This is a genomic window from Halomonas sp. SIMBA_159 (assembly GCF_046536035.1).
GTDB lineage: Bacteria > Pseudomonadota > Gammaproteobacteria > Pseudomonadales > Halomonadaceae > Vreelandella > Vreelandella venusta_A.
In genome coordinates this window covers 1-269 of record NZ_JAWJBT010000648.1, presented here as the reverse complement: position 1 = coordinate 269, position 269 = coordinate 1, and the positions used below count along the sequence as shown (strand labels likewise).

The 269-nt window shown below is 74.0% G+C and carries 1 protein-coding gene; it reads right to left on the bottom strand.

What is annotated here, in order from left to right; all coding sequences use genetic code 11:
* Positions 1–269 (bottom strand): hypothetical protein (locus R0J87_RS20800; RefSeq protein ID WP_498888634.1); only part of this gene is annotated, 269 nt, incomplete at both ends.

The window sequence follows — 269 nt, the reverse complement described above, 5'->3', positions numbered from 1 at the left end:
CCGGCGCAGACGCTTCGGCGGCAGGGTGACGGAGTTCCCTCGCCCCCACATGGTGCCCGTGGTCGATTCGCCCCGACGAGGGATGCTGGCGACGCGGAGGTAGCGCACGGTGAAGCCCGCGCGCGCCTCGGCGAGCGAGAAGTGCACGTGCGGGACCGTGGCGTCGGCCGGGGTCGCGTCGACGAGCAGTCGCAGGGCGTCGGGGCGATAGGCGCGCAGCGGGGTGTTGACGTCGGGGATGCGTCGTCCGGCGGCGAGGGCGATCAGCA